The 26975-nt window shown below is 48.1% G+C and carries 26 protein-coding genes, 1 tRNA gene and 3 pseudogenes; 26 read left to right on the top strand and 4 right to left on the bottom strand.

Going from position 1 to position 26975, the window contains the following annotated elements; all coding sequences use genetic code 11:
* Positions 1 to 19 precede the first annotated feature (19 nt).
* Positions 20 to 1630, bottom strand: coding sequence for an FAD-dependent oxidoreductase (locus tag U5R06_11000; protein ID MDZ7723307.1), 1611 nt, complete (start codon positions 1628 to 1630; stop codon positions 20 to 22).
* 293 nt (positions 1631 to 1923) lie between these two features.
* Between U5R06_11000 and U5R06_11005 the strand changes: the two genes are divergently transcribed.
* The 7 genes and pseudogenes from U5R06_11005 (at position 1924) to U5R06_11035 (ending at position 7897) form a co-directional block, all read left to right on the top strand.
* Positions 1924 to 2433 (top strand): ThuA domain-containing protein, encoded by a 510-nt coding sequence (locus U5R06_11005; protein ID MDZ7723308.1) that lies wholly within the window; start codon positions 1924 to 1926, stop codon positions 2431 to 2433.
* Complete coding sequence (locus tag U5R06_11010; protein ID MDZ7723309.1) at positions 2420 to 2683, top strand: hypothetical protein; 264 nt, start codon at positions 2420 to 2422, stop codon at positions 2681 to 2683. The genes U5R06_11005 and U5R06_11010 overlap by 14 nt, the downstream gene beginning before the upstream one ends.
* 105 nt (positions 2684 to 2788) lie before the next feature.
* Positions 2789 to 4418 (top strand): annotated as a pseudogene (locus tag U5R06_11015) (sodium:solute symporter).
* Between the two features lie 79 nt (positions 4419 to 4497).
* Positions 4498 to 5976: a fucose isomerase gene (locus U5R06_11020; protein ID MDZ7723310.1), complete on the top strand. Its 1479-nt coding sequence runs from the start codon at positions 4498 to 4500 to the stop codon at positions 5974 to 5976.
* Between the two features lie 538 nt (positions 5977 to 6514).
* Complete coding sequence (locus U5R06_11025) at positions 6515 to 6934, top strand: Hsp20/alpha crystallin family protein (GenBank protein MDZ7723311.1); 420 nt, start codon at positions 6515 to 6517, stop codon at positions 6932 to 6934.
* A 134-nt stretch (positions 6935 to 7068) separates the two neighbouring features.
* Complete coding sequence (locus tag U5R06_11030) at positions 7069 to 7368, top strand: hypothetical protein (GenBank protein ID MDZ7723312.1); 300 nt, start codon at positions 7069 to 7071, stop codon at positions 7366 to 7368.
* A 91-nt stretch (positions 7369 to 7459) separates the two neighbouring features.
* Positions 7460 to 7897: a hypothetical protein gene (locus U5R06_11035; GenBank protein ID MDZ7723313.1), complete on the top strand. Its 438-nt coding sequence runs from the start codon at positions 7460 to 7462 to the stop codon at positions 7895 to 7897.
* A gap of 101 nt (positions 7898 to 7998) precedes the next feature.
* Here U5R06_11035 and U5R06_11040 read toward each other — a convergent pair whose 3' ends face one another.
* Positions 7999 to 8373 (bottom strand): hypothetical protein, encoded by a 375-nt coding sequence (locus tag U5R06_11040; protein MDZ7723314.1) that lies wholly within the window; start codon positions 8371 to 8373, stop codon positions 7999 to 8001.
* A gap of 742 nt (positions 8374 to 9115) precedes the next feature.
* Here U5R06_11040 and ilvD point away from each other — a divergent pair.
* The 6 genes and pseudogenes from ilvD (at position 9116) to U5R06_11070 (ending at position 14211) form a co-directional block, all read left to right on the top strand.
* Positions 9116 to 10796: pseudogene (gene ilvD / locus U5R06_11045) on the top strand (dihydroxy-acid dehydratase).
* A gap of 11 nt (positions 10797 to 10807) precedes the next feature.
* On the top strand, positions 10808 to 10948 hold the full coding sequence (locus U5R06_11050) for a hypothetical protein (GenBank protein ID MDZ7723315.1): 141 nt from the start codon (positions 10808 to 10810) through the stop codon (positions 10946 to 10948).
* Positions 10949 to 10984: 36 nt separating this feature from the next.
* Positions 10985 to 12392, top strand: a pseudogene (gene leuC, locus U5R06_11055) (3-isopropylmalate dehydratase large subunit).
* 26 nt (positions 12393 to 12418) lie between these two features.
* Positions 12419 to 13027: a 3-isopropylmalate dehydratase small subunit gene (gene leuD / locus U5R06_11060; protein ID MDZ7723316.1), complete on the top strand. Its 609-nt coding sequence runs from the start codon at positions 12419 to 12421 to the stop codon at positions 13025 to 13027.
* Positions 13028 to 13166: 139 nt separating this feature from the next.
* Positions 13167 to 13685, top strand: coding sequence for a hypothetical protein (locus U5R06_11065; protein MDZ7723317.1), 519 nt, complete (start codon positions 13167 to 13169; stop codon positions 13683 to 13685).
* A complete protein-coding gene (locus U5R06_11070) occupies positions 13678 to 14211 on the top strand; it encodes a hypothetical protein (GenBank protein MDZ7723318.1) in 534 nt (177 codons plus the stop codon). Before U5R06_11065 ends, U5R06_11070 begins: the two co-directional genes overlap by 8 nt.
* Positions 14212 to 14235: 24 nt before the next feature.
* On the opposite strand, the gene U5R06_11075 is transcribed toward U5R06_11070, so the two are convergent.
* A complete protein-coding gene (locus U5R06_11075) occupies positions 14236 to 14979 on the bottom strand; it encodes a sulfite exporter TauE/SafE family protein (protein ID MDZ7723319.1) in 744 nt (247 codons plus the stop codon).
* 23 nt (positions 14980 to 15002) lie between these two features.
* Positions 15003 to 15097, bottom strand: a tRNA-Sec gene (locus tag U5R06_11080).
* Between the two features lie 450 nt (positions 15098 to 15547).
* Between U5R06_11080 and U5R06_11085 the strand changes: the two genes are divergently transcribed.
* From U5R06_11085 to U5R06_11145, 13 genes are all read left to right on the top strand, one after another.
* Positions 15548 to 16660: a 6-phosphofructokinase gene (locus U5R06_11085; protein MDZ7723320.1), complete on the top strand. Its 1113-nt coding sequence runs from the start codon at positions 15548 to 15550 to the stop codon at positions 16658 to 16660.
* 14 nt (positions 16661 to 16674) lie between these two features.
* Positions 16675 to 17202: a hypothetical protein gene (locus U5R06_11090; protein ID MDZ7723321.1), complete on the top strand. Its 528-nt coding sequence runs from the start codon at positions 16675 to 16677 to the stop codon at positions 17200 to 17202.
* Between the two features lie 65 nt (positions 17203 to 17267).
* Positions 17268 to 17609: a hypothetical protein gene (locus U5R06_11095; protein MDZ7723322.1), complete on the top strand. Its 342-nt coding sequence runs from the start codon at positions 17268 to 17270 to the stop codon at positions 17607 to 17609.
* On the top strand, positions 17528 to 18346 hold the full coding sequence (locus U5R06_11100; protein ID MDZ7723323.1) for a nucleotide excision repair endonuclease: 819 nt from the start codon (positions 17528 to 17530) through the stop codon (positions 18344 to 18346). Before U5R06_11095 ends, U5R06_11100 begins: the two co-directional genes overlap by 82 nt.
* Positions 18306 to 18590 carry a hypothetical protein gene (locus tag U5R06_11105; protein ID MDZ7723324.1) on the top strand — a complete coding sequence of 95 codons (285 nt, stop codon included), beginning with the start codon at positions 18306 to 18308 and terminating at the stop codon, positions 18588 to 18590. The genes U5R06_11100 and U5R06_11105 overlap by 41 nt, the downstream gene beginning before the upstream one ends.
* A gap of 14 nt (positions 18591 to 18604) precedes the next feature.
* Positions 18605 to 19327 (top strand): hypothetical protein, encoded by a 723-nt coding sequence (locus U5R06_11110; GenBank protein MDZ7723325.1) that lies wholly within the window; start codon positions 18605 to 18607, stop codon positions 19325 to 19327.
* Positions 19328 to 19399: 72 nt separating this feature from the next.
* Positions 19400 to 19741, top strand: coding sequence for an STAS domain-containing protein (locus U5R06_11115; GenBank protein MDZ7723326.1), 342 nt, complete (start codon positions 19400 to 19402; stop codon positions 19739 to 19741).
* 70 nt (positions 19742 to 19811) lie between these two features.
* The gene (locus U5R06_11120) at positions 19812 to 22181 is read left to right on the top strand and encodes a FlgD immunoglobulin-like domain containing protein (GenBank protein ID MDZ7723327.1); all 2370 of its coding nucleotides are present in this window, start codon (positions 19812 to 19814) and stop codon (positions 22179 to 22181) included.
* A gap of 35 nt (positions 22182 to 22216) precedes the next feature.
* The gene (locus U5R06_11125) at positions 22217 to 22987 is read left to right on the top strand and encodes a TPM domain-containing protein (GenBank protein MDZ7723328.1); all 771 of its coding nucleotides are present in this window, start codon (positions 22217 to 22219) and stop codon (positions 22985 to 22987) included.
* Between the two features lie 25 nt (positions 22988 to 23012).
* Positions 23013 to 23732, top strand: coding sequence for a nucleotidyltransferase domain-containing protein (locus U5R06_11130; GenBank protein ID MDZ7723329.1), 720 nt, complete (start codon positions 23013 to 23015; stop codon positions 23730 to 23732).
* 11 nt (positions 23733 to 23743) lie between these two features.
* On the top strand, positions 23744 to 24346 hold the full coding sequence (locus tag U5R06_11135; protein MDZ7723330.1) for a LemA family protein: 603 nt from the start codon (positions 23744 to 23746) through the stop codon (positions 24344 to 24346).
* Positions 24347 to 24589: 243 nt separating this feature from the next.
* Complete coding sequence (locus U5R06_11140; GenBank protein ID MDZ7723331.1) at positions 24590 to 25471, top strand: cation diffusion facilitator family transporter; 882 nt, start codon at positions 24590 to 24592, stop codon at positions 25469 to 25471.
* A gap of 41 nt (positions 25472 to 25512) precedes the next feature.
* Entirely contained in the window at positions 25513 to 26973 is a 1461-nt protein-coding gene (locus U5R06_11145) for an FAD-dependent oxidoreductase (protein MDZ7723332.1), read from the top strand.
* Positions 26974 to 26975 lie beyond the last annotated feature (2 nt).

A 26975-nucleotide genomic window follows, 5' to 3' on the forward strand; every position in this document is an offset into this window, starting at 1 on the left:
TGGCCCTGAATCATACATTCTATAGTCTCTGCTGCAGAATCTGACCGTATTCCAAAAGAACATTTTTGATCTCTGCATACAGCAGGTCATGAACAGGCATGTCTTTTTCAACCGCCAGCGCTGCAACTGCGCCTGCGCTTTGCCCCAGAATCATAAACACGGGTTCCATACGGATGGAACCGAATGCGATGTGTGAACTGGATACCGCCACCGGGACCAGCAGGTTGCTGCATTCCTGTTTTTTCGGTAAAATGGAGCCCAGGGCGATCTGATAGGGGGTTTTGGGATGTACACCGATATCGCCTTCGTTCTGCACATAGCCATCCCCGGTGATATAGCGCTGCACATTGTGCGAATCCATGGTATAAGAGCCCATACCGATGGATTCCTGCACCTGGCTTTTCCCGATGATTTCGTGTTCGGTCATGACAAACCCGCCGATCATGCGCCGGGCTTCACGGATATACGACTGATGCGGCCAGTGGCCGTTGTCCTGAAACTCATCTTTGGCCAGTCCCCATTTCTGCATTTCCGTCCGGGTTTTCTCCGGTACGCGGGGATCGTTGGCAATGAAATACAGCAGTCCTTTTTGATAGGTCTCGTGTTCTTTGATGATCTCTCTGCGCCGTTCATACGAGGCTTCCGGATAGTCGTAATTCATACCGATATTGTCAAAACTGAACGGACCGTGGTTGTTGACATCTGTTTTCAGATTGGGGATGGGATCGAATTTATGAAATGTACTGCGCCAGCCGGCATCATAAATCCTCAGCAGCAGCTCGTATTGCGATGCATCATAACCTTTGGGCTTTTTGAACGGGACCCGGTTTTCTTCCACTTTTGTGAGGCAGGTTCTGAAGCAATAGGCCTGAACCCTGTCATCGCCCTCTCCGTTTTCTCCGGGATCCTCGGTTGATATCCGCGGCAGCATGCCGCTGTTCGGATCGCCGGGGTTGATATACGGACTGATGTTCATATTGCCGAAATTATGTCCATGATGAAAAACGCTTTTCTGTACGCCGTTCCATTTTTCATCATAGGTTGCATTGGATTCGCGCCCCACCGTATAGCTCACACCGGCGGCTGCCATCAGATCGCCTTCATAGGTGGCATCGATAAACAGCTTGCCTTTATAGATGTTGCCGCTGAGTGTGATGATGGAATCGATGCGTCCGTCTGTCATCCGGACGCCGGTTTCGCGGTCCAGCCATTCATCACGAATAACGGTGATATCGTTTTCTCTGACAAAGTCCTCAAACACCGATTCAGCCGCATGCGGTTCAAATATCCACATGGTGCGCTGACTGCCGTCAATCGCGGGCGTACCCTGTCCCACATTGCCGTAATTCTCTTTATTCTGCCAGGTCCATGCATCCGGATTCTGATAATGATTGTAAATGCGCTGATAAAATTCACGCGAAAGTCCCCCGATCACACTCTTGTCCCCGGTATCGGTAAATCCCAGTCCCGAAGACGACAAGCCGCCCAGATGCTTGTCCGGGGATACCATGATCACCGATCGGCCCATTTGGGTGACCTGTACGGCTGTGGTCACGGCTCCGGATGTGCCGCCGTAAACAATGACATCAGCGCTCCTGGTTTCCGGCGTATCTGTTTCCTGCTGACACATGACGAATAAACCGATGACCAACAGTATAACTGCAAGTGCTGTCCGCTTCATCTCTTCGCTCCCTGTTGATATTGTTTTAAATTTTATGAACATAGCCATTTCAAACCCTGAATGCAAGAAATTTTAAACCCTATTATAAAAACCCACATTGTCTTTGTTCGTTTGTCTTTTTCTTCTTACTACTTACTATGCTGAAATTTACTTGATAGACTTTTATTATATTTGATTTCTTGACAATCGCAAATTTATTTTGTATAATTGTAAAAACATTTCATTTAAACGTTTCAATTATTATGATTCGAACAATAATTCTTGGCATGGCTTTATTATACTTTTGCCGTCCGCTTTTATCCGATTCATTAAGCGTGCTGCTGATAACCGGACGCAACAACCACGACTGGCAGTCGACAACACCGGTTCTTGAAAAACTCTACAACGACCATCCCCGATTCACAATCGACAAAACCCTGCGTTCTGATGACCTGAATCACCGGCAATTGTCACAGTATCATGTTGTGCTAAGCACCTGGTCAGCCTGGCCGGATGTAAACGGACGGCAGTGGGGTCGTGAGGCGGAACAGGCGCTGCTTGATTTTGTGCGCCGTGGTAATGGTTTTGTGCTCTTTCATTCCGCCGGTGCTACATTTCATGACTGGCCGGAGTATCAGCAGCTAATCGGGGCCATCTGGGATAAAGGCAAAACCGGTCACGGCAAGCGCCACTGCTTCAAAGTCTGTATCAACCGGTCCGGCCATCCGGTGACTGCCGGTATGAGCGGTTTTTGGATTTATGATGCAAATTAGAATTGACGTTCGGATTATGCCGATTTCCGTGAACTCCTGGCGTCCGGATGTGCTGCATGCGGTGCATATTTCCACGCCGGATCACTGGCATGTGCCGATTTCTCTAACTGCGGCGCGCGCCTGCAAAGACATGTATATGGAAAACCCCCTGGGCATCAGTATTGAACAGTGTCTGGCGGCGCGCGAGATCTTGGAAAAGTATAAAATTGTGAACGTCCACATTTATTTTGCTTTTTATTTTTCAAATTAATATATATTTATTATATTGCTACCGAATTATAAATATTGATATGCATCGTAAATAAAATCATTTCACGCTTTACAAACCATATGATTAAACGTGGAGGACTATTGAATGGTTGAATTTGGAAGTCTTGACTGGTTTGTATTGGGATTGTTTTTCTGGGTCTGTTCGGCATCATTTGGTGGGTGCTGCGGCAAAAGGATTCCAATACCGTAGATTACTTTCTGGCTGGAAAAAATGCCGGATGGATCGCCATCGGCGCTTCGATCTTTGCGTCGAATATCGGCTCTGAACATCTTGTGGGATTGGCCGGAGCCGGGTATGAGTCTGGTATGGCCATGGCGCATTGGGAAATGCATGCCTGGATTATCCTGGTGCTTGGCTGGGTGTTTGTGCCGTTTTACGCGCACAGCAAGGTGTTTACCATGCCGGAATTTCTGGAACGGCGTTACAATTCGCAATCGCGTTCTTTTTTATCCATTGTCTCTCTGGTCAGTTATGTGTTGACCAAAGTGTCCGTAACGGTGTACGCAGGCGGCGTTGTCTTTAAAACCGTGTTGGGTATCGAGTCTTTTATGGGCATCGACTTTTTCTGGATCGGCGCTTTATCTCTGGTTATTATTACCGGACTGTTTACCATTTTTGGCGGCATGAAAGCGGTCTTGTATACCTCTGTTTTGCAGGCGCCGGTGCTGGTCTTTGGCTCACTGGTGATACTCATTGTCGGTTTGGTTAAAATCGGCGGCTGGGGAGAAATGGCATCCGCGGTCGGTGATAATCTGGATCTGGTGCGTCCGGCTACCGATGAACAATTTCCCTGGACCGGTGTGCTGTTCGGTTCCGCGATTATCGGATTCTGGTACTGGTGTACGGACCAGTACATTGTACAAAGAACCTTGTCCGCTCAGAATATCAAGCAGGCGCGCCGCGGAACCCTGTTTGCCGGTTATCTGAAACTCTTGCCGGTTTTCATTTTCCTGGTACCCGGTATGGTGGCCTTTGCCCTGAATCAAAGAGGGATCATCAATATTGAAAGCGCTGATCAGGCGTTTCCAACTCTGGTCTCAACATTGCTTCCGGCCGGAATCAAAGGAATTGTGGTCGGGGGACTGGTGGCCGCTCTCATGAGCTCACTGGCATCGCTATTCAATTCATCAGCGACATTGTTCACCGTGGATTTTTATAAAAAATACAAACCCGAATCTACAGAAAAACATCTCGTGCGCGTGGGGCGTATTGCTACCGCTGTTGTTGTGGTCCTCGGTATTGTCTGGATTCCGGTGATGAAACTCATTGCCAATGTACTCTATGAATACCTGCAGGAAGTGCAATCGTTGATTGGACCGCCGATCGCCGCTGTTTTCTTTTTGGGTATCTTTTCCAAACGCGTGACACCCACCGGAGGTTATGTGGGAATGGTGTCCGGATTTGTTTTGGGTATGATCCGGCTTGTGGCGGTTATTTTCAGTGACATGTTCGCCCAGGGCAGTCTGCTTTACAAGTTTGTTGAAATTAACTGGCTGCATTATTCTGAATTTTTATTTGTCTTTTCGGTTGTGACGGTCTTGGTTGTCAGTTTGTTTACCAAAAAGCCGTCCAAAGAACAGCTGAGAGGAATGACCTTTTACTCGATTACAGATGAACAAAAAGCAGAAACCCGCGCCAGTGGAACAAATGGGACGTTATCCATACCGTTATCATTCTCGGTGTGGTGGTTGCGTTTTACGTTATTTTCTGGTAAATCATTAAATCAATAATCAGACTCTAATCAGCCGCTGTCCCGGTTTACGACAGCGGCTGTTTTGTGAAAGGAGTGATCCATGAAGAATATTCCAGAGGTGAAACTGGGCCTTGTGGCGGTCAGCCGGGATTGTTTCCCGATTGAACTGTCCCGGAAACGCCGAAAGGCTGTGCTCAAAGCCTGTGAAGATAAAATCGAGGTCACGGAAATTGAGACGATCATTGAAAGCGAAGCAGATGTACCTGCGGCGTTAAAGGAAATCAATGAAAAAAATGTGAACGCACTTGCTGTGTATCTCGGGAATTTTGGTCCTGAAGGACCGACGACCCTGCTGATACAAAAGTTTGATGGTCCCGCTATGCTGGCGGCGGCAGCCGAGGAATCGCAAAATGACCTGATTCAGGGCCGCGGTGATGCCTATTGCGGCATGCTAAATGCATCCTACAGCACCGGTTTGCGCAGCCTGAATCCGTATATCCCGGAGTATCCGGTCGGCGACGCTCAGACGGTGGCCGATATGATGAATGATTTTCTCCCGGTTGCCCGTATCGTGCTCGGATTGGCAAAGTTGAAAGTGTTTTCATTCGGTCCGCGTCCCCAGGATTTTCTGGCCTGTAATGCGCCCATTAAACCGCTCTTTGATCTCGGTATCGAGATTATGGAAAACAGCGAGCTGGATCTGTACGATATTGTACAGGAAGCCAAAGGTGATTCACAAATCAAGGCTATTGCTTCTGATATGTCCAAAGAACTGGGCACCGGCAACAATTATCCGGACCTGATTGAAAAACTGGCCCAGTATGAGGTGGCGCTGCGTAAATTTATGCATGACAATCTGGGCGTTTCTTCGTATGCTGTTTTCGCCAACAAATGCTGGCCGGCGTTTGAAAAGTATTTCGGGCATGTTCCCTGTTTTATCAACGGACGTCTGGCCCGGGAAGGAATACCGGTGGCCTGTGAAGTGGATATCTATGGTGCACTGAGCGAATACATGGTCATTTGTGCCACGCAAAATCCACCGGCCATCCTGGATATCAATAATTCAGTTCCTGCCGATATGTACGAGGCCAATCAAAAGGCAATGAAAGATTATAAACTGTCGGATTTGTTTATGGGCTTTCACTGCGGCAATGCGTCTTCTTCCTGTATGAAAGATCCAGAGATGAAGTATCAATTGATTATGAACCGGCTCATGGAAGACGGGTCTCAACCGGACATTACCCGCGGCACTCTGGAAGGACAGCTGCTGCCGGGAGACGCAACGATTTTCCGGCTACAGTCCACGGCCTCCACGGCGTTGAAATCCTATGTGGCGCAGGGAGAGATTCTTGATATAGATCCCCAATCGTTCGGCAGTATCGGTGTGTTTGCTATCCCGGAAATGGGACGCTTTTATCGGCATGTATTGATCGAAAAACGCTTCCCGCATCATACAGCGGTTGCATTCGGTCATGCCGGACAAGCCCTGTTTGCCGCCGTCAAGATGATGGGCGTTCAGGATGTGTCTTTTAATCTCCCGGCCTCTGTATATTATCCCACTGAAAATCCGTTCGGATAAACCATTGCACCGGGATCTTTGTGTCCCGGTATTCGAGTATGTTTCCAATCCGGATGAACTGTTCCACTAAACTGCTGCCATACAAGCGGGATTCGGTGATTTGAACGATAGTGTTGAAAGCGTCGGTAACGAGTGGGGTAAAGACTGAGGTTTATTTCATCGAACCGTCGGCTCATTTTTAAGTCAATGTGTTTAAATGGATGCGGGCTGACCTGGGCGCCGGTTATCGCTATGTGACCGGAGTCGGATTCAAGGGATTGAATCGTGGTGATGTCAGCGGCGTGAGTGCAGTGCTGACCTTCAAGTTTGGTTCTTTCTAAACCTGACACGAATCTGTCAAATGGCTTAAAGAAATGTCATAATGACATATAAAGAATTAAATGTGGCAGATTTTTGAGTTAAAGCTGTATTTTGATAGTTTGTTTTAAATACATTAAAAACAAAGTTATAAGAAGATTTGAAAGATTTGGCATGCGATTTGTATTTTAACAGGGTGAAATGAGGTAAATGAGGTAAAAAACAAGATGGAGGTGATCTTATGAACCTGACAAAATATAATCGCAATTGGCCCAGTTACCCGAGACTGTTTGATCGTTTTTTTGATGATTTCCTGAGAGAAACCGAGGATTCCATGGTATGGACGCCAAGGATGGACGTCAAAGAAAATAAAAACAGTTACACGGTAATGACGGATTTGCCCGGACTGGAGAAAAAGGACATTGATGTCTCCATTCAGGATAATGTTCTGACTGTGAAAGGCGAGAGACGACAAGTGGAAACGAATAAAGATGAAAACTCTCACTTTGAAGAACGCTACTATGGTACATTTCAGCGGTCTGTAACCTTGCCGGGCAAAGTTGACGACAAAAAAGTCAAGGCTGAATACACAGAAGGCGTCTTAAAGCTGACCTTACCCAAAGCTGAGGAAGCCAAGAGCAAGCAGATTGAAATTCAGTAATTTTGATCGCAGCAATCCCTCCTGCATGCAGGAGGGATTTTTATTATTATATTGTATTAATGCAACAGGGGTTGTATATTGTTTTAAAATATGTTTTAATTGAATATGTTTGGTGTTTCGGTTGAGGATTTGGAATGATTTACGGGTTGATGATTGCTTTTTGGGGAGCTTTGATAGAGATGTTTGCCGCTCAGCCTGCAGATCACAGGCCGAAACCGTTTTTCGTCAATCCTGACATCCAGCTTGTTCAGCTAACAGATTCGGTTTATGTTCATGAAACCTGGCATCATCTGGTTGAATTCGCACGCTTTGCTTCTCATGGAATGCCTATCCTGATGAGCATATTGTGGTCCCGGGGCATGGTGCATTGGGGAATTCTGATTTTCTGCACTATACTATCGGTTTGCCAGGGGTGTATCAAGAGCATGAGTTGAAATCAAAGAATGAATAATAAAACACCGGCATTTATCAGCACGAGTGCCAGGTGAAAATTGTTGGTTAAAAACAATAGGTGTGGAGGAAGGTATGAAAAAACATTTTATGTTGATTGCAGCTGTTTTCGTTATGTTTATAGCTTGCGGCGATGGTGAGTCCGATGCTCAGAAAAGCACCGGCCTGAGTGATGTGAAAGAAAAGGGCAGCGAATTTTTGCAGGCCACCCAGGATTATACGGTGGAGCAGCGCGAGGAATATGAAAAAGCCCTGAACGAAAAGATCGAGTCCATGAATGCAGGGATTGATAGTCTCAAACAGCAGCTTGACGCGGCCAATGAAAAGCGCCGTCAGGAACTGGAGAAACAGATCACGAAACTGGAAAAGCAGGTTTATGATTTGAAACAAAGTTTGGAACAGTTAAAACAGGCCGGTGACGGCGCCTGGCAGGGAATAAAATCAGGGATTGATCAAACCGTCAAGAGCATTGAAAACGCAGCGAAAAAGCTGCAGACCAGTGATGTAAAATGACAGCATTTTATTTTCCGTGTCCGGATATTGCAGACCGGACACGGAAGCTTTTCTGTGCCGCGGGCGCGTGCATTCTGGTGATGTTCCGCAGCATCTATTCGTTAAAAATTATTGCCGTGTTTTAAATTCAAACTGTATACATATTCTCCTGTCTGCAGTTCACCGTCCATAAAATATACAGGATATGTGGTCTGTGCCAGTGTATCCTTTAACCAGAAATAATCTGATCCTGCCAGTACAAGGCCCGTCTCTTTGATATCTGCGAGCGGGGGATCAAACGGCCATTGAATGGCGTGATTTCGGTTGTGAACAGAGAGATAAAATGTATCCAGTTCCGAATATTCCAGAGCATATCCGCCGCTGGTGTGCATGTCATAAATCCATTCGTTTTTATAATAAGCAACATTTTTATTTTGCTGGTGGCGCTGTTTAAAATGATTAAAAATGTCTTTATCTGCCGCTACGTTCTGATGCAAGTGCTCTGCTAAATCGATTTTTTCGGAGAACGGCCATTCTTCGAGTTCTGATCTTGAGCGGATTTCGGCTTTGCCGGTATTGATGTTTTGTGTCAGATCTGCAATCAGCTCGTCGAGATAGCTGATGATGCTTTTGCGATTCGCAAGATCGATAAAAGTATAAAGGGGACAAGAGTCAGGCTGTAAATTTTTTTCATGTCATTCATCTCCTGAATGATTAATGACTTTTCAAAAAAACAATTTCAGGCCGTCTCCCAACAATTCATACAATTATCATGCCATGGCAGTATATTCTGATGTACAAGAATGCCTGCTTGTTCTCAGTAAGGGAATAGACTGTTTATAAACAACTTGTAGGAATTTAGACAGGCTACTATGCTTTTTAAATTCTTATGGTTGGTGAACAGTGCGAATATTTTTCACCCCTGATGTTTTATTTTCGTACCCGTTGATTTTATGTGATGCGAACTTTTTACTCATTTTTCACCTTTTTATTGGAATTTTTTACCGGGTTTCGTAAGTTATATTGATTTTACGAATGAGGTTCAGTCATGTCCTGTTATGATAAACGACATATCATGATGATTCACGGGGAGTTTGTGAATTCCTCTAACAGGATTGTTGTGTCTCTACTGCTATCCCTGCTATCCATCCTAGGTATTATCACTGTACGATAATTTCCCTGATTTGATAAATTTCTGTTGTTCAGATTGGGTCTTTGAATAAAACAAAAGAGGATCTCATGAGGTCAGATACAGTTAAAAAAGGAATTGAAAGAGCGCCGCACCGCAGTTTGCTGCGGGCTACAGGGTTAAAGGATGAAGACTTTGAAAAGCCGTTTATCGGCGTGCTGCAATTCCTATATTGACATTATTCCGGGTCATGTGCATTTACAGGAATTCGGTCGCAAGGTTAAAAAATCGGTGCGTGCCGCCGGAGGTGTGCCGTTTGAGTTCAACACGATCGGCGTTGATGACGGGATAGCTATGGGCAATTTCGGAATGCGTTACAGTCTGCCGTCGCGCGAACTGATTGCTGATTCGGTGGAAACCGTGGTCAATGCCCATCAGCTGGATGCGCTGGTCTGCATCCCCAACTGTGACAAGATTGTGCCCGGCATGCTGATGGCAGCCGCTCGTTTGAATGTACCGACGATCTTTATCTCCGGCGGTCCCATGGCAGCGGGAAAACTGCCGGACGGCAGCAAAGCGGATCTGATCAGTGTGTTTGAGGGGGTCGGTGAACTCAAGGCAGGGAATCTTTCCGAAGAAAAACTGATCGAGCTTGAAAAAGCGGGATGTCCGGGATGCGGCAGCTGTTCCGGTATGTTTACAGCCAACAGCATGAACTGTCTCTGCGAGGCGCTGGGTATCGCACTGCCCGGCAACGGCACGATACTGGCCATTGATCCGGCCCGCGATCAACTGATCGAGCAGGTGGGCGGCCGCATTATGGAACTGGTGGAACGCGACATCAAGCCGCGTGATATTATGACCCGGGACGCGTTTCATAACGCGTTTTGCCTGGATCTGGCCATGGGCGGTTCGACCAACACGGTTCTGCATACCTTTGCCATCGCACGGGAAGCCGGCATAGAACTTGATCTGCGCGAACTGAACAAACTGGCCAAACAGGTGCCGTATATCTGCAAAGTGTCTCCCGCCACAAAAACGGTTCACATTCAGGATGTGGACCGGGCCGGCGGTATTTCCGCGATTTTGCATGAATTGTCGCAAAAGCAGCTGCTTTTAAAGACTGACTGTATGACGGTTACGGGACAGACATTAGGAAACAATATCAAAGACGGTAACGTCCTGGACCGTGAGGTTATCCGTTCCCTGGATGACCCCTATGCGCCCACCGGCGGTCTGGCTATTCTCTACGGCAATCTCGCGCCGGAAGGCAGCGTCATTAAAACCGGCGCTGTGCATCCGGACATGTGGGAATTTTCCGGTCCTGCAAGAATCTATAACTGCGAAGATGACGCCATTCAGGCGATCTATGACGGCGATGTGGTGGCCGGCGATGTGGTGGTCATTCGTTATGAAGGCCCGAAAGGCGGTCCGGGCATGCCGGAAATGCTGTCACCGACTTCTGCGGTTATGGGGCGGGGACTGGGGAAACAGGTGGCGCTGATCACAGACGGACGTTTTTCCGGCGGCACCCGCGGCGCCTGCATCGGGCATGTGAGTCCCGAGGCCGCGCAACGCGGACCCATTGCCGCACTGCAGGAAGGTGATACGATCCATATTGATCTGAACCGCCAGCGTCTGCAGGTGGACCTGTCCGATGCTGAAATTGAAAAACGGCTCAAAGCTTTGCCGCCGTTTAAAGCCAAAGTCAAAACCGGCTGGCTGTCGCGTTATGTGCAGCATGTTACATCCGCGCACACCGGGGCGGTTCTGGAAACCCATGTAACCTGACGGAAACGGATATGACACAGAAAAAATACACCGGTTCTCAACTGTTTTTCAAGACTCTGCAGGAAGAAATGGTGTTTCCGATGGTGCCGAGCGGCGCTGCGGTGCGCGATATGCTGCTGCACCGGCTGGATCCTAATGAATTTGATGTCTAAGCGATGATAAATGTTCAATAGTTAAAGAGGCCGATTATGTCCAAACCAAAAACAATGTACGAAAAAATATGGGATGAGCACTGTGTGGTGCAGGAACTCAATTATCCCGGAGTTCTGTATATCGATATGCATCTTATTCATGAAGTCACGTCGCCCCAGGCGTTCCAGGGCCTGCGCGATAAAGGCAATAAAGTACGCAAACCTTCACAAACCATGGGGACCATGGATCATTCAATCCCGACAACAGACCCGAATATCCCGATTCAGGATAAACTGGCTGCGGCGCAGATTAATAAAATGCAGGAAAACTGCGGCGAGTTCGGTATCCCCTTACAAAGTATGGCCAGTGAGAACCGCGGGTTGTGCATGTACCATCGGCCCGGAACTGGGTCTGACCCAGCCGGGCATGACGATTGTCTGCGGTGACAGCCATACCGCCACGCACGGGGCTTTCGGCGCCCTGGCCTTTGGTATCGGCACCAGTGAGGTGGAACATGTGCTTGCTACCCAGACGCTGCTGCAAAGTAAATCCAAAACCATGAAAATCAATATTGATGGGTCTCTAACTGACGGCGTGCTGGCCAAAGATATTATTCTGGCATTGATTGCCAAAATCGGCACGGCAGGCGGCACCGGTCATGTGTTTGAATACACCGGCTCTGCCATCCGTGCGCTGGACATGGAAGGACGTATGACGGTTTGTAATATGACCATTGAAGCCGGCGCCCGCGCCGGAATGATCGCTCCGGATGACACAACTTTTGAATACTTGAAAGGCCGGAAACACGCGCCACAAGGCAAAGACTGGGATAAAGCCGTGGCGCAGTGGAAACAATTGCCCTCAGATCCCGGCGCTGAATATGATGCGCAAATCGCATTGAATACCGATGAACTTGTACCCATGATTACGTTCGGCACCACCCCGGATATGGCTGTGCCTGTGGACGCCCAGGTCCCCGATCCGGCAGCGGCACAGGATAGCAACAAGCGTAACACGCTGGAAAAAGCGTTGCGTTATATGGGGCTGACACCGGGACAAGCGATGCTCGGACAAAAAATCGATGTTGTGTTTATCGGTTCCTGTACCAACGGCCGTATAACCGATCTGCGTCAGGCCGCATCGATCTTGAAAGGACGCAAGGTCTCCGATCAGGTGCGCGTGCTGGTGGTGCCCGGGTCACAGCAGGTCAAACAGCAGGCGGAATCCGAAGGTCTGGATCAGATTTTCAAGCAAGCCGGCGCTGAATGGCGGGAAAGCGGCTGCAGCATGTGTATTGCCATGAATGGTGATGAGATTGCAGCTGGTGAATACGCTGTATCCACCAGCAATCGCAATTACGAAGGACGCCAGGGCAAAGGCGGCCGCACCTTTCTGGCCAGCCCCCTGACCGCTGCAGCTTGTGCGGTAAACGGTGCGGTATCTGATGTGCGTACGTTTTTATAAATAATTAATGAAATGATGAGGTGATTATGCAACCCTTTAAAGAATTGAAAAGCAAATATGTGGTTATTCCCTCCAATGATATCGATACGGATCAGATTATGCCGGCGCGTTTCCTCAAAGTCACGGATAAAAACGGATTGGGAGATAATGTGTTTTACGATTGGCGGTACGAAAACGATGGTACGCCCAAATCTGATTTTATTCTGAATCAACCGCAAGCCAAACAAACCGGGATTCTGGTGGCCGGAGACAATTTCGGCTGCGGCTCCAGCCGTGAGCATGCGCCCTGGGGATTGGTCGGCTATGGATTCCGGGCGGTCATCAGCACCAGTTTTGCAGATATTTTCAAAAACAATGCGTTGAAAAACGGTCTGCTTCCGGTAGAAGTGGATGCGGTGACTTTGAAGAAACTGTTTGAATCCGCTGAAAACGGCATTGGTCCGGAGTTAAAGATTGATCTCAAAGAACAGACCGTGGTTTGTCCGGACGGCACATCACAGCAATTCCCCATCGATACTTTTTCCAAAAATTGTATGCTGGAGGGTATTGATCAACTCGGATATTTGATGCAACAGATGCCGGCCACTGAGAAATATGAGCAACTGCATGAACAGCGTGTGAACACGCTGGCCTAGTCTATACCAATCGGCTCCCGTTTCGGTCCGGAGGGCGGAACGGGAGCAATTTTAGAGATTCAGAGATATCCTTCTGATGCTTGGTCCAGTTTTGTGAATGTGTAAGGAAAAAATTTGTACTATGGGAAAAGGATGTTTTATGACTCGAACCACATTATTGTTGTTTCTTGTGATGACCGCAGTCTTGCTTTCAGTTCAGTGTGATACCGGCTCTACCGGACCATCCAAAGAAAGTACAAGGGTCTATGTCACTCCCACCGGACACATTGAAGGTGGCTTGTATTATGCACAATGTGACAATTATTTAGAATACCGCGATAAACTCCTGGTATTTGCACGGCTTTTACATCAATACGGGGTACCGTTTAACCTGCAAATCGATTACCAGTTTTTAAAAGGCGCGCTGAATTGTGAAACCCCGGAGATGCAGGCGGAAACCGGTGGTACCAACGTCATTGATTATATTGCTTCTGAATATAACATCCGCATTGATGCCCATCAAAGCGGAGGATATGAAGAAGGTCCGGAAAATTACGCGGATGTCCGCTTTCTTGCAGGGCAAGTGACCTCGCATGTCACGGAAAATGTTGGGGGTGTCATATGGAATCAGCCGGAGCAGTTTATCCGCCTGAATAGGAGAAACAGGCTGGTTGCATAAGGAGTTTGTCTGGAGCCCCGATATTTTAACCATGGGGGTTCATTTTAATCATCATCTCGGTGATTTTTCAGAGGATGACATGACCTCCGGCGTATGGCGTCCCAAAGGGTTTGGCAAAGATTTTTATAATCATGATGCTGAAAAGCGTATGATCTATATTGCACCCGGCGGACATCACACGGACTGGTCGGAAAGCGGTGATTTTCCGTTTGCGTCAGTGGCGGATTATGTAGAGGTGCTGGTGGATTATATTGATCGCGGGAAAATTCCGGCCGGACAGCTGTACACGGCGACCCTGGCGGTGCCGCAGTCTGTTATTTTTGATCAATCCAAACATGAAAAATTAGCGGATCAATTCAAACAGCTTGCCGCTTTGGTGGGTCAGAGACGGGTGGTCTATGCTCATTTTCAGGAGATTGCTGATATCTGGCAGGAAACCTATGATGGAGACCCCACGATGCTTTCGTTTGATGCCATTAATGAACAGGACTATACCCGGGTTGATCCGGATACCAAACAAAAATAATCAGTCTTGTCCGGTTACGCGGCGCTAAAATATATTGAGCAGTTTCAAGGCCATAATACAGGCTGCAACCAGCAAAACAATGCGGATGAGCCGGTCGCCTTTTTTGATGGAGAGCTTGGCTGACCACCAGGCGCCCGTCATTGTTCCTGCTGCCAGCGATAGAGCGTACAGGATGTGGACGTGACCGGATACAATGAATACGATTAACGCCGGCAGGGTATAGATCAGGATGATAAAGATTTTATTCATATTGACCTGAATTAGGTCCATTTTCAGAATGCTGCGGTAGGCTGCCATGAATAAAAATCCCACACCGGCCTGGAGAAACCCCCCGTAAAAACCAATACCCAGGAGTGCGGGAATCATTAGCCACTCATAGTGTCGGTTTTTGCGAGTTGCATTGTGATCGACCCGAATGAACAGGCTGGCGATGACAAGAATAATGACGCCGGCCAATATCGTCTTGAACACGTTTTCGTCAATATGGACAGCGATAATCGCTCCGGCGATCGCGCCGGGCAGGGTCCAAAGCGACCAGATAAAGCCCTGGCGGAAATCATAGTCTTTTTCATTGACAAAAGACCGGATTGCGGATGCGTTCTGCAGAAAAATAGCCACCCGGTTGGTGCCGTTCGCAGTGATCGGGTCCAGACCGGCGAAAATCAGGATCGGCATTGTAAACGCAGAACCGCCGCCGGCCATCACATTGATAAATCCGGCGAGTATACCGGCTCCGGCCAGCGCCAGGCATTTGTACAGTTCGGTCATTTGAATCCTGGGGTTAAAGATAGCGGGAACGTGTGGGAATCGAACCCACCCGAGACTGATTTACAGCCTCACAACGGTTTTGAAGACCGCGGGCGCCACCAGGCCGCCATCCATTCCCGAAACCTTAAAATAAACATTTTTTTACGCATAAAAAATATATTTTTTTGAGAGTTTTGACAGCCTGAATGGTACTATTAAAATGAAAACCGGATGGGGGTAAGGTTTAGGGGGGTAAGCTAGAAAGACTCTGGCATTTTTTTGAGAAATGCAGCTAAATTTACGGGGAGATCGGTGAAACGGGGGTTTGGAGAGGCGGTGGGCCTCTCCTTTTTTTGGAAAATGCGCATACCTCAAGGTTGAAATCTTCTTGTGGGAGATTTTACGTTGACGGGACTGTTGAGCAACAGTCCCGTTTTTTATTCCATCAAATTGAAAAAAATAGTTTTCAATTTTCATTGTTATTATTATATTTATGGAAATCTTTCAATGGATGTTTCGAAATATACATTTAACGCCTGTTGTTTTTTAGCAAGTTAATCAACTGACAACAATCGGACAGGAGGAGTCAATGAAAATAGCATTTGTGACCGGCGGCGGTGATTGTGCCGGAATCAATTCCGCTTTGGCGCGTGCCGTTTTGCATGGAGCCGGTCAATATGGTGATACGTTTGTAGGCATACAAAAGGCATTCGAAGGACTGGCTGCAGATGATATCAGCGCTTATGCCGTGGATTTAACACCGCAAAAAGCGCTGGAATTTTTTGATGCTCCCAGCACCATCCTGGGGTCGTCGAGATTCGCCCCGTATAATAACGCCAGCAGTGGCGCGGCAGCGGATAAAATCAAGGAGAATCTGAAAAAGATCGGTGTGGATGCGATTATGGCAACCGGCGGCAATGATACGGTACTCTCGGCTTTGGGAGCGCATGAATCCGGTGTTCAGGTGATTGCCGTCCCCAAGAGTATTGATAATGATATCAGCGGCACCGACTGGATGCTGGGTGCTCATACGGCCATTGATGCAGCAGCACGCGCGTTTAAGAGCGCGTCTGTGTCCGCCAAAACCCATTCGCGTATCTCGATCAATGAAGTGATGGGGCGCAAGGCCGGATGGCTGGCTTTTTTTTCCGGTACCGCAAGCGGCGCTGATTTTATCCTGGTGCCGGAAAAGACATTTCAGCTGCAGTCATTGATTCAGGATGTAAAACAACGATTTGACCAACAGGGCTATGTCAATATTGTTGCCTCTGAAGGCATGAATATCAATCCGAATGATCCGGTGTATAAACAAGCCGTATCCGACAATGCAGATGACCTGGTGTTGAAAGCCATGCTGACCGAAAAACCGGAAACCGATCCGCACGGCAATATAAAACTGGGCGGTATTGGAATGATTCTGCAGCGCATCCTGGTTGGGGGTATGAATGTCAAGATGAGTCTGGTTCGCCAGTCTAATGTCGGTTTTACGCTGCGCGGACTGCATCCCAATGCTTACGATGTCAATCTGGGTCAACGCTTCGGACGCAAGGCTGTTGAACTGCTGCATGCCGGAGAATCCGGGTATATGGTTGGAGTGCACGGAATGAACATCCGCACGGTTCCGATGAAAGAGGCATTGCCCCAGTTTACACTAAATGCGATGGATGAGGATGAACTCGTATCTTTGGGTGTGTATTTTTAAGCAAAAGGTGTATCATGCAAAGTAACAATGACAAGCTTTTACCTGCAGTTTGGGGCGGAGTCACAATCGGGATTCTCAGCGGAGTCCCGGTGTTGAATTTTATCAACTGCGCCTGCTGCAGTGGTATTCTTATCGGTGGCGCCCTGTCGGTGTATTTGTATCGCAGGCAGGTGGGTCCCGAATGTCCGTCTGAAGATGGGGAAGGCGCTTCGCTGGGACTGCTGGCCGGTTTGTTCGGCGCTGTCCTGGCCACGTTGCTCTCACTTGTGATTCAGCCCTTTTCCCAGGATATTATTTATCAGATCCAGAATTACACGAATGATCCGGATATTGAAAATATGCTGAATCATATCAATCCGGAAATGCTGGCCAAAAGTTTTACACTGATTGCATTTATCAGTTCTCTGGTCATCAACTCATTATTCGGGTTGCTCGGCGGGGTGATCGGCATCGGTATCTGGGGAAAACCCAAATCCGGTCAGCCGGTTCCCAAAAAGCAATCTGACAAGGCAGTGGTGTGGAGCGATCCCTCAAGATCATGAAAATCAGGATCATATTGATTCTGATGATGACACGGATACGGATAAAGAATAATTCGGACCAAATTATGAGCGATTCGCTTGTCATATATGTCAGAGACAGCCGGCAGCCGGTCTCGTCACTGGAACTGGCGAAAAATGTGCTAAGACTGGAACTCGAGGATCAAGCAGTCGCTGACCGCCTTGTCGCGCCGGTTCTGTCCAAAGCGGACGGATTCGGCGGACAAAGGATGGATGCTGGGTTTCGGAGATACAAGCTGAATCTGAAACCGGAACCGGATATACGCTCTGCATGCTTTTTCCCAATCAAGTTGAACATTGGGGAAAAGTGCGGGAAATACGCTGCGCCGGTCTGGATTCTCAGCCTGAGCTCTATAAGATTGATTCGGATACTGTATCGCATCAACTAAAACGTGTGTTCAAACGGATCAGCGGCGTACTGGTAATGGACGGTGTTGGAAATCAGCTCTCTATGTTGCGACAGCTGCTCTATCACATCGGTGTACCTTTGCAGCAGCCTGTTGTGAGTTTGCGGAAAATTGTCAACTTTCTTTATCCGCATCAAACGGTGACGACATTCTCTGATTTGGCCCGAATTTTGAGGGTTTCGGTGCTGGAACAGGCCCTTCCGGACGTCCGATTCCGTCTGTTTCAGGAAATGACGCAAAATTGCTGGCACCTCTTACACAGCCGGGATATACGGCCGGAGGAGACGCCGGTTTTGCAGTGCAAAGCCGATTTTACGAATTATAATTTCGATGCCGCTTTTATTCAGAATCTTTCAGTCCGCCCCGGCGTTTATATAATGCGGGATCGCAGCGGCAATGTGATTTATGTGGGAAAGTCGAAATGTCTGCGGCAAAGAGTTTGTTCTTATTTTGCGGATGCCCGTATACTTGATGAAAAACAACAACGCATTCGTGATTTGGTTTTTGATATTGAAATTCGGGAAACCGGCAATGAACTGTCGGCGCTTTTACTGGAACAGCAAATTGATCGAGTTCTATCATCCGCTGATCAATCAGCAGATGAGGCTGAATACGCGACCTCAACGGTCCCGGGAACGCTATCCGCGGTTTATCCTGCTCCCGTCAACAAAAAACCGGGTGCAGATTTTCGCTGTAAATCCGGGTCATCAGGTCATTGAATTTTGCGGTGAACCCGAAGAAAAACAGTTTGATCATAAACTTGCTGCATTTTTTCGGCAGGCTGCTGAACCGGAACGCCGGGAAGATAAACGGGAAGAATTGATCTATTCCTGGCTGACACAGAACAGGGACCAGGCGCATTCAATTGATATGCGCCAGATTGCGTCGGTGGAACTGGGCGTTCGTCTTTTGCATCGGCATGCGAAAAGCGTGCTGCAGGGTGAACAGGTTGTGCATGTATAAACCATGGAAGAATTATGAAAAAAGAGACCAGCCCCTATGTAGAGAGAAACCGTTCGTGGATTATCAAGAATGTGTTGTCTGCTTATCTTCGCGCTGCAAATCTTTTTGAGGAAATCTATCAGTCTTTTGAGGGTTCCGACTATCAGAATATAACCTTTGATCATCTCAAGCAGTTGAGCGACATTTTATTTGACGCCAAGGAACAACTGCGTCTTATTTACAAACGGTCTTCATTTATGAAAGGTAAACCCCGACAGTTCGGCCGTTATAATCCCGATTCCGTGGAATTTAAAGTGATTAACAACATCGGTGTTCTTTTTCACAAAGCCACCATTGCCCGGGAGTTAAAGTATATGGTGGAGTTTTATCAAACAGATTCCGAGGATTATCACCAGATCAAAACATCGCTTGCCGATTATATTGAAAAAATACATTTTTTCTTTAATGCCGGCAAAGAGGCCATGCTGCCTTTTTTGAAAAAATTTAAAGATGACGTGATTGTCTTGTCCTATCTGCTTGAAAATGAGCATTATGTAAAAGCCACATTGGAGATAGATATTGAACAGTTGCTAAAATTTTTCGGTTCAAAGCAGGGTGTTGAAAATTATTATCTTAAAGTGATTGATTTTTTTCTCGAAAGCGGCTGGATGCCCCGAGCCAAAAAGATGATAAAAGCAGCATACGATCTTAATCCCGAAAGTGAAAAAACCGGACAGTTGTTTAATCAGTATATGTAGTAATTAATGCTTGCATCCGAGTTAAAAATAGTGTAATTTTTCTGTAATATAAAACAACAAAAGGAGTGCAGAATGGCGATTAAAGAAAGCATGAAGGGAGGCGTTTCCGTCCTTGAATTGAAAGGAAAGATGATGGGAGGTCCGGAAACAGCCGAAGTTCACAAGCGCGTTAAAGATTTGGCCACAAATGGCGTTAAAAAAGTTGTCATCGACCTGGGCGGTGTGTCCTGGATGAACAGTACAGGCCTGGGTGCCTTGATGAGCTCGCTGACAACCATGCGCAATGCCGGTGGCGACGCAAAAATCGCTCGTGCAACTGAAAAAGTAAAAAGTCTGTTTATTGTAACCAAGCTTATCACCATATTTGAAGCGTTTGACAGCGTAGAAGAAGCGATCGACGCGTACAAGGAATAATGAATCGGTTTCAGGGATCAGCATATTGTCTGATCCCTTTGCATTCCGGGGTAATCATGAGGTTTTTGCGATGAAAGTAAAATGGCTTTTTTTATGCCTGGGTATCTTGTGGCTGCCCGGTATGGCATCTGCGGATTTTCCGCGCATGTACGATGTGATTATGCTGACGGGCGATGATTTTCCCCGGTTTTTACAACAACCATTGGAGGAGATCAAAGCTTGGTCCTATTCATCAGCTACAGACACCTGGTCCGCAGCGACTTTGCAAATTGATCAACTTGACGACGGTACGTCCTATTTCAGCAGCAAAAACGGCTTGCTGGATCCTGCGGATGAGGTGCTGATCGCTGCTCAGGAACTGGGGGACCAGGCCGACATAACAGGCTGGCCGCAAGCCGGTGTAACTCAGCGCCATGAACTGGCGGTGACGGATCCGCATTCCGGTTCTGTCGGGTATCTTTACTTTTTTCAAACTTTGGATCTCGCGGCGAGTGAAGAACAATGGGTTTCAGTCCGCAATGATACCGTGTATGGCAGAACCTATACGATGGCGCATGACAGTCTGCTCGCAAGCGGACTGCCCGCGATGCTGAAAATCGGCGAGTCCAATGTGGACTTTATGGATAAATGGCGGTTTCAGCTTAAAATCACCAAAATTGAAGCGACATTTGAGGGTATACCGATTAATTTGAGCCAGGATTTTTATGTCACCGAGTCCATTGACAAGTCTTACACGATCAAACAAAGCGGCATCACCATCGGTTCGATTCACATCAAAGCCTTCCAGGACGGTTCTCCTCAGCTGATCAGCGGCCCCTTGCGGGTGACTCGTAAAATACGCATCACCGTTGAATTCAGCGGCCTGATGGAGAGTGAAGCGCAATTGCCGTTGACTATACAATATTATCCCTATAATACTGAATTTGCGCCGGATTTCAGTCTGGAATTTCCTGATATTGACAAGCTGAAAGGTCCGTACCTGGAATTTTCCAAAGCATTCAACGACGCAGCCCTGCAGATGCGGTTCCACGGATACCATTATGATTTAAAATTTACGGATGAAACCGACGATCATATTATCAATGACAATAATCTGGATATCTTTGATCACGAGATAAATGAAGCCGAGTGGGATAATCCGGATTCGCTCTGGTACGGATTCAGCGGTCATAGTTCCAGCCTGGTTGATCAGGTATCGTCTCTGCATATGTTCTTTCCCGCTAAAGAGTATTTGAAATACGATGACGGACGTTCGCCGGTTCTGTTTTATTTCGATAAAAAGGTGAACGGCGATTATGGCTATGAAGACTATCAGGTGTTTGGCGTCAACGGTCTGCGCATTCAGGACTGGGAAGTGGAAAAAAATGACTCTTTGAATTTAGGCGGTCGTTTTCTCGATTATTATTTTCCCGAAAACAAAACAACCGGCGAATTAGAGTCGCTTTACGAACAACAGAGGCTGGCTTTACAATCGGTTGTCACTTTTCAGGAATATGACAGGATTCCGCCTGCTTTTGTGCAGGATCTAAACGTTAACTCGGTAACAGATACGTCTGCCGTTCTGGAATGGACTGCTCCGGGTGATGACGGCCAGAGCGGCGGACCCGTGAGCCGTTATGAGATCTGTGTCAATGATCAGGCCCCGACAGCGAGCCAAATGGGGCCGAATGAGATGGACTATTATTGGTACACCCTGGCTGACAAGCTGTCCTATACCGGAAGCGCCGGCGCCGGTGAAACCGAACTGTTTGAGGCGCCCGGACTGCAGTCCGGCGTGACTTTTTACTTTCGGATCCGAGCCGTTGATGATGATAATAATTGGTCGGGAATCTCCAATACAGCCTGGCAGGCAACCACTCCCGTCGAACTTGCCGCATTGTCCGCTCGTGTCACGGATGCCCGGGTTGTACTGAGCTGGTCCACGCAATCGGAGACCAATAATCTCGGATTTGCTGTTCAGAGACGCAAATTCGGTCAGACTGACTCTGACTGGCAGACGCTGCGGTTCGTCAATGGCCGGGGCACCACCAGCAAAACAGTTCACTATGAATTTATCGATAAAGTGACAACCGGACACTATGAGTACCGTCTCAAGCAAACCGATACGGATGGAGCGTTTTCCTATAGTTCAATCCTGCGTGTTGAGGTCTCTGCTCCCAAAGCATTCGCATTGCAACAAAATTATCCGAATCCGTTTAATCCCGAAACGGTTATCCGTTACGAACTGCCGGCTCGGGTAACGGGACCGGTAACCCTGGTGATTCATGATATGCTGGGACGTATGATCAAAGTGGTGCGTGAACCCGCACAGGCGGGTTATCACAGGTTTGTGTGGGACGGAACCGATGCATCCGGTACCCAGGTGAGCTCCGGTGTTTATTTGTATACGTTAAAAGCCGGGTCTTTTGTAAAAACCTGTAAAATGGTTAAATTACAGTAATCTATTGCAGCTGATTAAACTATATGGATTTCAATATGCCAATGAAAAATATCGTTATACTTTTCTGTTGTCTGTGTGTGCTGCCGGTATTTGCCCAGGATTTCCCCGATCATACCGGCAATGCCGTGAATGATTTTGCCAATGTTATACCGAGCCGGTATCAGGAGCAGATGGAATCAATTTGCCGTGAAGTTTATCAAAAAGCGGGTGTGGCAATTGTTGTCGTCACCATGGAATCCATCGGCATGAACGAGTATACTGATTATGCCGCTCGTCTTTACGAGCATTGGGGAATCGGCAGTTCTGATACAAATGAAGGGGCGCTTATTTTCAATGTGACAGATGTACGCAAAGTCCGGATTGAAGTCGGCTATGGCATGGAAGGTTATTTGAATGATGCGCGGGCCGGAGATATCTATCGGGAGATTATTCGTCCCCGCTTGGCAGAGGGACAGTATGGCCCTGGTTTTCTGGCGGGGGTTCAGACTATTGCCGCGCTTGTTGCCCAGGAACATAATATCACGGTAACGGGTGCGCAGAACGTCCAGCAAACAACATCCCGGTCAACCGGCCGCAAAGGAAGCCCGATCTGCTTTCTGATCGGATTGTTTGTTCTGTTTTCCATCTTTCGGCGCGGCGGCGGCGGTGGACTGCTGCCGCTGCTGCTGTTAGGCGGAATGATGGGACGCGGTACCGGTGGATTTGGCGGCGGCTTTGGCGGCGGTGGTGGTGGCAGTTTTGGCGGCGGCTTTGGCGGCTTTGGCGGTGGTATGAGCGGCGGCGGCGGCGCCGGCGGCGGATATTAAAATTAAAATTTACGGAGGATCAGTTATGGCGAAAAAACCCAAATCGCCAAAAGACATATTTGCGGAATTTACTGATGATATCAAACAGGCGTTTCCTGAACAGGTTGTCGCTATTCATTTGTACGGTAGCGGCGCCAAAGGTGAATATGATCCGAAACACTCGGATATCAATTTTCTGGTGGTGTTGACCGATGCCGGTATTCAGAATATTGATCAGTATATGCCGTTAATGAAAAAATGGGACAAACGGGGCGTTGCGGCGCCTTTGTTTTTAACCCGGAACTATATCGAATCTTCTCTGGATGCATTTCCGATCGAGTTCTTAAATATGCAGAGATACAATCATCTGGTCTATGGTGAAAATGTTCTTGAACCTTTGGAAATTGATCCCAAAGACCTGCGTTTAAAATGCGAAGAACAGATCAAGGGCAAGTTGCTGCATCTGCGGGAAGAATTTTTGCGCACCGGCGGCAGAAAACGTCTGCTCAAGCAGCTGTTGGATGCCACTGTCCCTGCCTTTTCTTCAATTTTCACGGGGTTGCTGCATCTAAAAGATGTAACGCCTCCTGCCCGCAAGAAAGATACCTTGTTGAAATCGGCTCAGGAGTTTGGCCTGGACGAATCTGTGTTCAATAAAGTGATTCAGGTCAATGCCCTGAATCCCGGCAAAGATGAACTTTATCAACTCTGCAAACATTATATCGAAGAGATTAGAAAACTGGCAAAAATCGTGGACAAATGGTAGAGGGAGACACAATGTCGAGAAGAATATTTATTATCGTACTGGTCGTGATCCTTGGTATCGTGCTGCTTTCATCGTTCTCATCCTATAATCGTTTCGTCGCATTGGATGAACAGGTGAACAGTTCATGGGCCCAGGTTGAAAATGTGTTACAACGTCGTATGGATTTGATTCCGAACCTGGTTCAAACGGTTAAAGGGTATGCCAACTTTGAACAGGAAACACTGACCCAGGTGATCCAGGCGCGCGCTCAGGCCACTCAGACCAAGGTGGATGCAGGACAAATGACAGATAATCCGCAGCAAATGCAAAAGTATCTGAACGCTCAAAATTCATTGTCCTCCTCACTGGGACGCCTGATGGTCGTGGTGGAGCGCTATCCGGAGCTCAAGGCCAACCAGAATTTCCTGCGTCTGCAGGATGAACTCGCCGGGACGGAAAACCGCATCGCAGTGGAACGCCGGCGCTACAATGAAGCGGTGCGGGCTTTTAATCAAAAAATCCGCACATTCCCGTCCAATATCTTTGCAGGGCTGTTCGGCTTTGAACAGCGTCCGTATTTCGAAGCGCCTGAAGAAGCGCAGACGGTCCCACAAGTTGATTTTGGAACGGACTGAGTGATTTTGATTCAAGGGCGGGGATCCCCGCCCTTGAATTTATCTTCCAAGATGACCTTTTCAAACATATCGTTTGATCCGACAATCGTCTATTCTGATCACTTTGCATTGATAAAAATCAAAGATGCAAGACCGGGAGGCAGGGCATTGGGTGTATTGTCTTTTGCTATGTCAAACAACGGATAAAATTTGTAAATTTTTTAGGCTTTACAGTGTCGGTTATCCGATTCCTGTGGAGAAAAAATGATGGTCAAGACTCTGTTGAGAAAATCTGTAAAATTGACGCTGCTTGAAGCCAGAATCGCGATTGTCGCCAATATCCTGTTGTTCGGCTTGAAATTATGGGCGGGTACGGTTGTGGGCTCTATTGCCCTGATCGCTGACGCATGGCATACTCTCTCCGATTCAGTGTCTTCTATCGTCGTATTGTTTGGCGTCAAGGTTGCGCAGAAACCGGCGGATCACGAACATCCCTACGGGCATGGCCGGGCTGAACTCATTGCCACTCTGGCTATCGGTGTGATGCTTGTAGTGGTCGCCTGGTCTTTCCTGCGGGAATCCTGGCTGCGTCTGCAGGGCGGCGAAAGTGTGGTTTTTGGCGCACTTGCTATTACTGTAACCGCGATTTCTGTGGTCGTGAAAGAAGGTCTGGCGCAGTTTGCATTCCGGGCCAATAAAAAAGTGACATCCAATATTCTCCGGGCGGATGCCTGGCATCACCGCTCCGATGCCATCAGTTCCGCGGCATTGCTGGTGGGGATGTTTCTCAGTTTCTGTTTTTGGTGGATGGACGGTGTCCTCGGTTTTTTGGTGGCCTTGATGATCGGTTATGCCGCCTTTGAGATTATTCGTGATTCCATTCATCAGTTTCTTGGCCGCGCCGTCAATCCGGCTACTCGGGAAAAAATCCGTGATATTTGTAAAGAATACGGCGTCAAATCCGAATCTATTCATCATTTTCACAAACACGAATACGGCGATCACATGGAACTTACATTTCACCTGCGTTTGCCCAATAATATGACCGTTGAGACAGCCCATGAAATCGTCAAGGATATTGAGCAACGAATCCGTGATGAGTTGGATATGGAAACCACGGTGCATGTTGAGCCTTTGGTCAGATAAAAAGGGCTCGAGCGACGAACCTGAAACAAAGGAGATTAGCTATGAATCGGCGTAATTTTTCCAAACACATGGTGACTCTGGGTGTCGGAGCTTCGGCTTTGGGTTATGCTGCAAGATCAGGAGCACAGGAACCCTCGGGCGAAACCTATACCGAACCCGCTAAAAAGCTGCCGGTGCGGCATTTTGATGTGGTGGTAGCCGGCGGCGGCACAGCCGGACTGTTTGCGGCCCTGGCAGCGGCGCGTCAGGGCGCCAAAACCATGCTGATCGAGTCCAAGGGATATGTGGGCGGTATCGCTGTGGAAGGCGGAACGGCCATTCACAGTTTTTACAACCTGTATACCGCGTTTGAGAACTGTGAACGGCGCAAAGTCGTGCAGGGCATTCCCGGCGAATTTATGGACGAACTCACCGCCCTGGGCGGCGCCACCGGATATCCGGAAATGGAGACCGGTCGCGGCTATGACTCGGTGTGTACGGCCGTCGATGTGGAAAAGTATAAAATTCTGGCGTTCCGAAAATTGGAAAAAGCGGGCGTGTTTGTCGCGGTCAATACGCTGCTGGTGGACGCGATTATGGACGGCGACCGCATCAAAGGCGTAATCACAGAAAGCCGTTCCGGACGCGAGGCGGTCATGGCCAGGAGCTTTATCGATTCCACCGGATATGCTGATCTGAGCGCCTATGCCGGAGCGGAATTTACCGTTCCCAATGACTATGCCAGTTGCAACAGTTTTGGATTTGCGAATGCGTCTATTGACGATTATCACAAGTTTCTGGAATCGCACGATGCGGTGGGACAGATGTGCCGCGGACCGCGCAGCGGTGAGGACGGCAAATTTGTACGCATGGGCGCGGAACGTCTGGATATTCCCGGTTTTGTCGATAAAGCACGGAAAATCGGCATGTCCATGGTGACCACCACCACACATGACAATTACCTGATGTACATCAAGTGCAATTACAAAATCCCCGGCAGTGTGATCAATCGCGATGATGTGGCCAAAGCCGAGATCGAGATCCGCAAGCGCATGGAAAAAGCTGAGGCGCTGTACCGGGAATTTGTGCCTGGATTTGAAAAAGCATTTATTGCGCGCACCAGTCCGTCGCTGGTTATCCGCCGCGGACGCCAGGTGACCTGCGATTACGATCTGTCGCATGAAGATGTGATCAACGCCCGGCATTTTGATGATGATACGTTTGTATACGGATTCCACGATTCCGCCCCCCGTTACCAGATCAAGGACGGCGGCACCTATGGAATTCCGTACCGCGCTCTGTGCGTCAGGGGTATTGATAATCTGTATGCCGTGGGCATGATGATCACCTCGGATCACCGCGCGCACATGTCCACGCGCAACACTGTCAGCTGTATGGGGCAGGGTCAGGCTGCGGGTACGGCGGCCGCTTTGTGCGCAGAAAAGAATATCGGTTCCCGAGATCTGAAATACCCGAAACTGCATAAAGCTCTGGAAAAAGGCGGTGTGTATTTTGAAGCCTAAAC

The organism is candidate division KSB1 bacterium (assembly GCA_034521575.1).
In the GTDB taxonomy this organism is placed as follows: Bacteria; Zhuqueibacterota; Zhuqueibacteria; order Residuimicrobiales; family Krinioviventaceae; genus JAXHMJ01.